We start from the raw sequence: 351 nt of genomic DNA, 5'->3' as shown, positions 1-351 counted from the left end.
AAGACCGGGCTTGAACGACTTATTACACCAGTAACGCAGACTCTCGACGATCTGGAGAATATATTTAACGAGAAGCTGGAACGTATAACCATTGGCATAAATTCAGATGCTAATGAGTTTGTAAAAAAACAGCCGCAGTCAAACAAATTACAGTGGAGCCTGGCCAATAAAAAATGGAAGACCAGCATTGACAATCCGATTTACAATCAAATAAAAAATATCGGAATAGTCGATGTGATGAAGTATGTAAACAATGAGACAGATTTTTTGTCTGTATTCAATGCTGTATCATCCAGGAAAAACAATCTGGAAGCGGACCATAATGATCTTCTTGCTTGTATATTTGGTAAC

General features: G+C 37.3%; 1 pseudogene. It reads left to right on the top strand.

Going from position 1 to position 351, the window contains the following annotated elements:
- Window positions 1-351: pseudogene (locus M992_RS15350) on the top strand (Tn3 family transposase); the annotation flags it as partial.

It is taken from the genome of Moellerella wisconsensis ATCC 35017 (genome assembly GCF_001294465.1).
GTDB classification, from domain to species: domain Bacteria; phylum Pseudomonadota; class Gammaproteobacteria; order Enterobacterales; family Enterobacteriaceae; genus Moellerella; species Moellerella wisconsensis.
The sequence above is the reverse complement of the archived record's forward strand: the minus strand, read 5'-3'. Positions and strand labels throughout refer to the sequence as shown.